An 8,266-nucleotide genomic window follows, 5' to 3' on the forward strand; every position below is an offset into this window, starting at 1 on the left:
ACCTTTCGGTTACACAAGCAGACCGAAAACTTTTACCCGGAATGTGTATTCATGAAAAATCTGCACGCATGGTTTATGCAACGCTCACTCACGAATAAGCAGAAAAGCTCAGGACGCGGATAAAGATTGTGCCTGTGCAAACATCCTGTAAAGCATCGGTACATCGTCAGCACGTTCGTCGGGCAATACTTCCGCTTCGAAGCCAAAGTCTTTCAACAGATCAATCAATGGGTCGGCCTGTATCCAGCCAATAGTACATTTTACCCGTAATATCTTGTCACAATCTTCCAGGTCGAAGTTCGCAGTATAGTTCACAAATGTTTTATGAATACGATCTACCAGCATGGCTGCCTGGTAGTGTTCGGTCACATTTGTTTTGAAAACTTCTATCATGGTTGAATACGGTAAAGTATATATCTAAAATTGATTGTGTAAAAGTCGTGATTTCTTTATTTTTTATCTATGTGATAACATGCTTATACTGCTATGTTAACAAAACAAATCTAGCATAACCTTGCTCCTTGTGCCGGGGTGTAAATGCAGCAATTAAAGGGGTTGATTGCGACATTGTATTGCGCTAGTTTTGACTTATGAAACGGAACATCTTTCCTGCAGGATTCAGGAATTTTTATTCCCGTTTGTTACGATATCATTAAACTTTTTAGAGCGATGAAACACATTTCAATTCTGATTCCAAAAGGAGCGATCCTCGGTAGCCTCGAAGGTACGCGACAGTTGTTTACACAAGTGAACCAGTTTTTAAAAGCAAAAGAAATGACTCCGTTATTTAAAGTACAACTGGTTGGACTAACACAAGAGACTCAAGTAAGCGGTGGACTATACACGGTGCATGCCGATCTTCTGTTGAAAGATGTAGTGAAAACCGATCTCATCATTATACCAGCGGTCGATGGCAATATACCCGCAGCATTGGAAGCCAATAAAGACTTTATACCGTGGATCATCAAACACTATAAAGCCGGCGCAGAGGTGGCCAGCCTGTGCATGGGCGCGTTCATACTTGCTTCCACCGGATTGCTCGCCGGCAGAAAATGCGCAACACACTGGATGGCAGCCAATGACTTCAGAAAAATGTTTCCGGATGTTGAACTGGTCACCGAACGCATTATTACCGATGAGCGTGGTATATATTCCAGTGGCGGAGCCTTCTCGTATCTCAATTTAATTTTATACCTCATTGAGAAATATGCGGGCAGAGACATGTCGCTGCTTTCTTCCAAAGTATTTGCCATTGAAATTGAGCGCAGCAGTCAGTCACCATTCATTATGTTCCAGGGCCAGAAGGAACACGAAGATGAACCAATCCGCAAAGCCCAGGAATTTATTGAAAGTAATTTTCAGGATAAGATCACGGTAGATCAGCTCGCCTCGATGTTCGCTTTGGGAAGAAGAAACCTGGAACGCAGGTTTAAAAAAGCTACGTCCAATACGGTAGCCGAATATATACAACGTGTAAAGATCGAAGCCGCCAAGAAAAGCCTGGAATCATCACGCGAAAATGTAAATGAAGTCATGTATAAAGTCGGCTATACCGATACCAAAGCTTTTCGCACAACCTTCAAACGCATCACGGGGCTATCGCCTGTACAGTATAGAAATAAATATAGCCCGATGATGAATTGACGGTAATCGTGTTTATGTTTATACGTGCTTATGTTGATATGTTGGCCAACGTAAGCACGTATAAACGCAAACACGTAAACACTTATAACATGAACATATCCGATCCACGCTTTCATGCTGCAGTAGAAGCTATCGATGCAGGTGATATTGCTTTGCTGAACGATTTGCTCGCACAACATCCACAGTTAATACGCGATCGGTATATATCTTCATGGGATGGATATTTTAAAGATCCGTATCTTATCTGGTATATCGCTGATAATCCAATCCGGAATGGAAAACTTCCATCCAACATAGTAGACGTTGCGCACACGCTGGTTAATTACGTGCAACTGGAGGCTGGTGATAGTGCAGCATTTCAACTGGATTATACATTCGGCCTTGTGGCTACCGGTCGCACACCGCGGGAATCTGGTGTGCAACTGGCGTTGATCGATTTACTGATCGATGCTGGTGTAATACCTGGCACCGGTATAGGAGCCATTGCGCATGGCAATCTGGAAGCTGCCAGCAGAATTTTAGAACGCGGTGGCACCATGACACTGGCCGCAGCTGTTTGCCTGCAACGAACAGAAGATATAGCCTGGCTATCGCAGCGATCGACTACCGAAGATAAAAATCTTGCACTGGTTGCAGCTGCATTCTACGGTCAGGCCAACATGGTAGCTTCCCTGATCGGATGGGGCGCACAGGTAAATGCATATCCGGATAAAGCGAGTGGTTTTCATAGTCATGCCACAGCACTCCATCAGGCAGTATATTCAGGATCGCTCGATACGGTAAAGACATTAGTAGAAGCAGGTGCTGATCTGCAATTGAAAGATCGTATATACCACGCCACACCCTTGGAATGGATCGAATACATGCAACGCGAGAACGGACATTTGTCTGGGAAGTTCGCCTTGATTGCAGAATACCTGAGGAGATAGCTGTGAGCCTTTAGCTGCGAGCTATCAGAAGTGTGTACGTACAATTTATACTTCTTCTATGCCATTCTGTGGGAGATGACATGCAATTATTTCCAACCAGCTTCCGTTACTTCGACAGTTCATCGAACTCTTCGTCACTAAGCTCGATAGAAGCTGCTTGCAAATTTTCATGAAGGTGATCAACAGAGCTGGTGCCGGGAATGAGAAGTATATTAGCCGAACGTCTCAGCAACCAGGCAAGTGCTATTTGCGCAGTAGTGGCCTGATGCCTTTTAGCAATAGCTCCGATCTTGTCTTGCAATTTTTCCGGACCAGAGGCAAGCGGATACCAGGGAATGAACGCCATACCACGATCGGCTGTATAATCAACGATCTCTTCCCATTTACGATTGCCAAGGTTATATAAATTCTGAACCGATACGATCGGAACAATCTTCTCCGCCTGCTCGATCTGCGCAATGGTAACTTCCGATAAACCTACATAACGGATCTTTCCGGCCTTCACTGCATCCGCCACAGGCGCTAATGTTTTCTCTACCGGTATATTTGCATCAATGCGATGCAATTGCCACAAATCGATTGTATCCACTTTCAGACGTTTAAGGCTGCCTTCTATATTTTCACGGATGTAGTCTGGATTACCATTGGGAATCCATTGATTAGGACCGGGCCGATTGAATCCACCTTTAGTGGCAATCACGAGATCCTTCTTATAAGGATATAGCGCTTCCGCGATCAGGCTCTCGTTGAATTTAGGTCCGTACGCTTCAGCTGTATCAATGAAATTTACTCCCGATGCTACAGCCTCCTGCAAAACACGTTTTGCATTTTCACGATTCGGAGCATCGCCAAACACACCCCGTCCGGAAAGCTGCATGGCGCCATAGCCAAGCCGGTTGATCACGTGTGTATTGCCCAGGGTAAAAGTGGATGTTGTTTTTATTGTTTCCATGTTAATTAATAATTACTCAATGATAGATATTTATAGCCATTAATCTTGCTTGTTGCACGTATCGTTAGGCATGATCTGACCGACCGGTATCATTTTCAACAACAATTGCGGCAGCGGAATGTTCCCAAAACGCTATAAAGATTTTATTTCGTTTCCTGACTTTATAACTTGAAAAGTCCTTCAACCCGCTAATAATCATAAACGGCCATGCACTACAACAAACAATAAGATGAATAATGAAGATCTTATCGGAGTAAAAGATACAGCTGCAGATTAGATATTCCTATATCTGCCCGCACTTACTGCGTTATATTCTTAGGTGTACTTTTAGCTTTGGGTGGGTTTTGTTTCAACACATGGTCGCGTTCCAGTTGTGCAAGTACTACTGTAGAAAATTCTTTTGAAAATTTTTGCAGGTTGGATGGATTATAGGTCTCTGATTGTGCAGACCACAGCAATGCTTCTGTTCGGGCATCGTAGAGGTTGGTTTCTATAAAATATACTTTGTCTTCGGTATAGTATCCGGGCGAATATAGCTGTGGATACCGGGTGTTATAATATCCCCAGAATTGACCATAATATCCGAAACGCGGAAACGGCTGATAGCTATAAGCACCCGGTACGTATCGGTTTTCCGTTTCCTTATCGATAAGCGCTATGGTTAGTATAGCATCGACACCTGTGCCTTTAATCTTACCAAGCAACGCCTGTTTATCCAGATCTTTACTGGCTGTAAAATTAGGGGGCATTACATCTATACTTTTCATAGCTTTATAACCTTTATTCTCCAATACAGCTGCAATATCTCCCTCTACCTGCTCGCGGGCATTTACTTTGCTCGTCATAGCAGTTACCAATACTTTGCTGATGCGATTGTCTGGTTGTGACTTGCTTTTCCACGAACCTGTTATTTGTGTGCCCGGGCTGCACGCATTCACCAGTATAACGATTACTGCACCGAGCAGCATCCTATTTTTCACATGTCCTTGTATTACAAAGTTCATAGCATTGGAATTATTATAGCATGGTAAAAAAATATGCCTGACATATAATCCTTTCAGAAGGTACATTAAAACAATTGGTGATTTTATTTCACAATCACATCTGTTACCCCGGCTGCTTTAATAAGCTTGTACCGAAAAGCAACTATATAGCACCACGCCAGCAGCAGTACGATCTGAAAGCAGCCATCGACCATATAGATATCGCGGATTACATCGTTGAGAGCATAGTAAAAATCGATACAGATAAACCCGATGGCAGAAGTTATGCACAATACAACAACGGGTCTGTGATCGGTATGAATAAAAAGATGTGTGCCCATGCAAAGGGCTATGCTAACGAGCAGAGCGCCAACTGTTTTTACAAGCCACACATCAATCTTATAGCCGGTAACGGCCATGAAGCTTTCGATATCTGCCAGTGGCCATATAGCGGTTAACAAGGTATATATACATTGTATTGCCAACAAAGCGCGGAATATGTTCATACAGCGGAATATGTTCATACAAAAGTATTAACCAGTCTTTTATAGCACTGCGTTTACCCAGGCAGTATGATTACAGTTACTGCATCTCTCACCGGCGTTCTGCGATCTGTTCTTCTGGCCACATACATGGCACACGAGTATATTTTCTTTCCGAAGCTGGTGCAGGAACTCCAAATCGCCATCCGGAATCACGGCCAGGCCGGGTTGCGGGTTATCGGACCGTATCATGGAAAAATTTCCATTGGCCTCCAGGTATAATCGCTTTATTTCGCCCAGGTGCAGAATGCTTTCACAACGTAATTGCGCCATAATACGCTCGCGTGTGAGACGGGTTTTCACCATACTTTCCATGTTCATTACAGAGTCGCTGATCAATGTGTCCAGCGTACCCTGTGTTATACTTTCTATTTTCTGATTTACGGAAGATATATAGGCAATCAACCGGCTGATCGATACCACCACAATAACAATTACTACCGGAGGCAGTAATCCACGATCGGGTGAAATAATGGGGGAACCTATTGCCGCAGCCAGCGACACCATGGCCGATAATTCATTGCGGGTAAGTTGCGCTGCCATGCGTTTTCCAAGCATGCGCATGCTCAACATGAGCAGCAGGTATACAAACGCCATGCGCAATACCACCTCCAGTAAGAATACAGGCGGTACTTCACCAATCATGATACGTTGCCAGTCCCAGGGACGTATATCTTCCGGTTTCATCCAACTATATATTTGTTATTAATGAATTGCTTCAATCCAATCGGTTTTGTGGCAGTTTGCACATGGAATACTTCGTTGCATGGCATCAGTAACATAGCCGCAGTTCTTACACGCTACCTTCGATTTTTCAGTATGTGTTTGTTGCAGCATGAACTTCATTTCATGCGAAGGAAGCAACGACAAGCCTACCCTGTCTTCTTTCAGTAAGTATATATTCAAAAGACCGCATGCTTCGAAATATACCCGGTTTACCTTTCCAAGGTTCAAAATATTCTTCTCGCGCAAAGCCGAGAACAAATGTTGTTTCGAGATACCTGAAGATTTCATTTCGTCCAGTTGCATAACACCATTTTTCACCAGAATACTCAGTGTGCCCTGCGTCAGATTTTCAATCTTGCTATTTTTGATTGTAAGCCAATTGAGGCCGCGTTGAAAAATAAGGATGATCGTCAATGCCACTACCCCTACCAATATTCCACGGTCGGGCATTTGCATCGGTACAGAAACAACAGCTCCGATGGTGATCATAACCGCCAGCTCTATCAGCGTTAACTGGCCATCCATGCGTTTTCCCAGCATGCGCAGCGTTATCGTCAGCAGTATATAGATGATCAGCGTCCGGGCGAAAACCTCTATTAAAAAAGCTTCAGGTGCCTGTCCAAAAAGTATACGTTTCCAGTCCCAGGCCTCAATGTCTTCTTTCTTCATTTCATAACCATTATGGCTACGCTATCAAAAAAGTATACCGTATAGGATCTCTTTCAGAATGTATGTTACAGGTTGTTGCACACTGCCGTAATAAACAACGGTCGCTTTACTGACTGTGGAGAGTCTTCATTCAGTTGGGGAAGTTAACTGCGATGAAACTGACTCACTATCGGGTATATGTGTTTCAAACACATCTCCGGATTGAACAGGCATTGTCTTTTCACCGTTGAAAAAGTTCGATGAAAGTAAAAAACTGCAAGAAAAAAAAGTCAGGCACTAACTTTTAGCTCTACTTTAGCTCTACCGCTGCATAAACGTGAAGCCGGTATCGAAAGAAATTTGTATTTGTACTTTATTGGCTTTAATAAAAAACCGTAAGCAGGCTTCTTTCAACGGGCTGCTTACGGTTTCCTGTTTCCGATCTCAAGGCATTTGCATCGATATTAAATCAAAACTTCAACCAGGAGCTCTGCATAAGAAATTAAAATCCGGTAGCTGTAGCGAGCGCTTTCACAGCATCCATATCTTCTTGTACGGCCTTGATCTTTTGCTCTGCAAACTGATAAGCATCTGATCCAAGGAATAAATGCAAGGGTGCATCTTTGCGGCCTGCCACCTGTATCATTACATCGGATGCTTTATCAGGATCGCCCGTCTGATTTCCATTGTATATATCCTGGTGAAGTGTTTGTATTTCACGCACTGATTTATAGGCATCCATAGGATACCGTGGCACGTTCAGGGAAGCAGCATCAAGAAAATTGGTTCGGAAATATCCGGGCGATACGATTGTAACCAAAATGTTGAACGGTTTTACTTCTGCTGCCAATGATTCTGACAAACCATGAACGGCAAACTTGGTAGCACAATATATACCGAAGCCGGGGAATGAACCGGTAAAGCCACCGACCGATGCAATGTTAAAGATATGTCCTGACTGTTGTGCGCGCAGGTGTGGCAACACTTTGCGAATCACGTTGAGAGAACCGAATACATTTACATCAAAATTCGCGCGTGCTTCTGCATCTGTCAATTCCTCCAGCGCACCGGCAAGGCCATAGCCTGCATTGTTCACTACAACATCTATATTTCCGAATTTCTGTATTGTAGCGTGGAGCGCCTGCTCTACACTTTCTTCACGATGAAGATCCATGATAAGCGGGAGAAAATCATTGGATGCAGTTCCTGCCGCTTTCACAAGATCTTGTATATTTCGCGATGTAGCCGCCACACTATATCCTTGCGATAATAATGTTTTAACCAGAGAGAGTCCGAGCCCTTTGGAGGCACCGGTAATAAACCATACTTTCTTTTTCATAATCTGTTTAAATGAGTGGATTGATAACTTTTGTTCATGAACTGATGATACAAAAGTAGCGCGCTGCAAGCGGGCGCGACTTACAGACGAGAAACAGATTGTTGTAGAATTCAAACAGAATGACGGGCAATGAGCGATTCACTCAGGAAAACACAGTGCTTTCCAGAATGAATGCCCATCCGTTAGCATTAAAATTGAAAGATTAGAAAATCAGGGCTGTCCGATGCTATTCTTTCTGGTTTCTTTAAGCAGATCCGTTAGCAATCTGATCTGTTGCTGCTGGTTGTTTACAATCTCATTGATCTTCCAGTACCATAAAACAACGGCCCGAAGAGCAAGGAATAACATCAAGCAAAAACCAATAATTAGAACTAAAGCAAATAGTTCCTGAAGTCCGACACCGTTTAAGTACGCAAGAATTGATCTCATTTTACTGTCAGGTTTAAAAGTTTAATTTGAAGCCAAGCTGGACTATTGCGGGCATATATTAAACTCTTTTTTCC

Annotated in this window: 9 protein-coding genes; 2 read left to right on the plus strand and 7 right to left on the minus strand. The window is 43.3% G+C overall.

Features of this window, described 5'->3' with window-relative positions; all coding sequences use genetic code 11:
- Positions 1-108: 108 nt before the first annotated feature.
- Positions 109-393 (minus strand): hypothetical protein, encoded by a 285-nt coding sequence (locus tag V7Q33_RS15855; RefSeq protein ID WP_331975353.1) that lies wholly within the window; start codon positions 391-393, stop codon positions 109-111.
- A 276-nt stretch (positions 394-669) separates the two neighbouring features.
- Between V7Q33_RS15855 and V7Q33_RS15860 the strand changes: the two genes are divergently transcribed.
- Both V7Q33_RS15860 and V7Q33_RS15865 read left to right on the plus strand, forming a co-directional pair.
- Positions 670-1,644: a GlxA family transcriptional regulator gene (locus V7Q33_RS15860; RefSeq protein ID WP_331975351.1), complete on the plus strand. Its 975-nt coding sequence runs from the start codon at positions 670-672 to the stop codon at positions 1,642-1,644.
- 89 nt (positions 1,645-1,733) lie between these two features.
- Entirely contained in the window at positions 1,734-2,573 is an 840-nt protein-coding gene (locus tag V7Q33_RS15865) for an ankyrin repeat domain-containing protein (RefSeq protein ID WP_333820459.1), read from the plus strand.
- 106 nt (positions 2,574-2,679) lie between these two features.
- On the opposite strand, the gene V7Q33_RS15870 is transcribed toward V7Q33_RS15865, so the two are convergent.
- From V7Q33_RS15870 to V7Q33_RS15895, 6 genes are all read right to left on the minus strand, one after another.
- The gene (locus V7Q33_RS15870) at positions 2,680-3,525 is read right to left on the minus strand and encodes an aldo/keto reductase (protein ID WP_331975347.1); all 846 of its coding nucleotides are present in this window, start codon (positions 3,523-3,525) and stop codon (positions 2,680-2,682) included.
- A 299-nt stretch (positions 3,526-3,824) separates the two neighbouring features.
- Positions 3,825-4,529, minus strand: coding sequence for a hypothetical protein (locus tag V7Q33_RS15875; protein ID WP_333820460.1), 705 nt, complete (start codon positions 4,527-4,529; stop codon positions 3,825-3,827).
- Between the two features lie 83 nt (positions 4,530-4,612).
- Positions 4,613-5,014: a hypothetical protein gene (locus V7Q33_RS15880; protein WP_333820461.1), complete on the minus strand. Its 402-nt coding sequence runs from the start codon at positions 5,012-5,014 to the stop codon at positions 4,613-4,615.
- Positions 5,015-5,053: 39 nt separating this feature from the next.
- Complete coding sequence (locus V7Q33_RS15885; protein ID WP_333820462.1) at positions 5,054-5,737, minus strand: YetF domain-containing protein; 684 nt, start codon at positions 5,735-5,737, stop codon at positions 5,054-5,056.
- Positions 5,738-5,755: 18 nt separating this feature from the next.
- On the minus strand, positions 5,756-6,445 hold the full coding sequence (locus V7Q33_RS15890; RefSeq protein ID WP_331975339.1) for a DUF421 domain-containing protein: 690 nt from the start codon (positions 6,443-6,445) through the stop codon (positions 5,756-5,758).
- A 481-nt stretch (positions 6,446-6,926) separates the two neighbouring features.
- Positions 6,927-7,763: an SDR family NAD(P)-dependent oxidoreductase gene (locus V7Q33_RS15895; RefSeq protein WP_331975337.1), complete on the minus strand. Its 837-nt coding sequence runs from the start codon at positions 7,761-7,763 to the stop codon at positions 6,927-6,929.
- Between the last annotated feature and the right edge of the window lie 503 nt (positions 7,764-8,266).

Origin of the sequence: Ohtaekwangia sp. (assembly GCF_036786105.1) — a bacterium.
Classification (GTDB): Bacteria; Bacteroidota; Bacteroidia; order Cytophagales; family Cyclobacteriaceae; genus Ohtaekwangia.

Excerpts from the sequence above, each read along its gene's own strand:
- V7Q33_RS15890 (WP_331975339.1), bottom strand. The coding sequence starts at position 6,445 with ATGAAGAAAGAAGACATTGAGGCCTGGGACTGGAAACGTATACTTTTT.
- V7Q33_RS15860 (WP_331975351.1), top strand. The coding sequence starts at position 670 with ATGAAACACATTTCAATTCTGATTCCAAAAGGAGCGATCCTCGGTAGC.
- V7Q33_RS15865 (WP_333820459.1), top strand. The coding sequence starts at position 1,734 with ATGAACATATCCGATCCACGCTTTCATGCTGCAGTAGAAGCTATCGAT.
- V7Q33_RS15870 (WP_331975347.1), bottom strand. The coding sequence starts at position 3,525 with ATGGAAACAATAAAAACAACATCCACTTTTACCCTGGGCAATACACAC.
- V7Q33_RS15875 (WP_333820460.1), bottom strand. The coding sequence starts at position 4,529 with ATGAACTTTGTAATACAAGGACATGTGAAAAATAGGATGCTGCTCGGT.
- V7Q33_RS15895 (WP_331975337.1), bottom strand. The coding sequence starts at position 7,763 with ATGAAAAAGAAAGTATGGTTTATTACCGGTGCCTCCAAAGGGCTCGGA.
- V7Q33_RS15885 (WP_333820462.1), bottom strand. The coding sequence starts at position 5,737 with ATGAAACCGGAAGATATACGTCCCTGGGACTGGCAACGTATCATGATT.
- V7Q33_RS15855 (WP_331975353.1), bottom strand. The coding sequence starts at position 393 with ATGATAGAAGTTTTCAAAACAAATGTGACCGAACACTACCAGGCAGCC.
- V7Q33_RS15880 (WP_333820461.1), bottom strand. The coding sequence starts at position 5,014 with ATGAACATATTCCGCGCTTTGTTGGCAATACAATGTATATATACCTTG.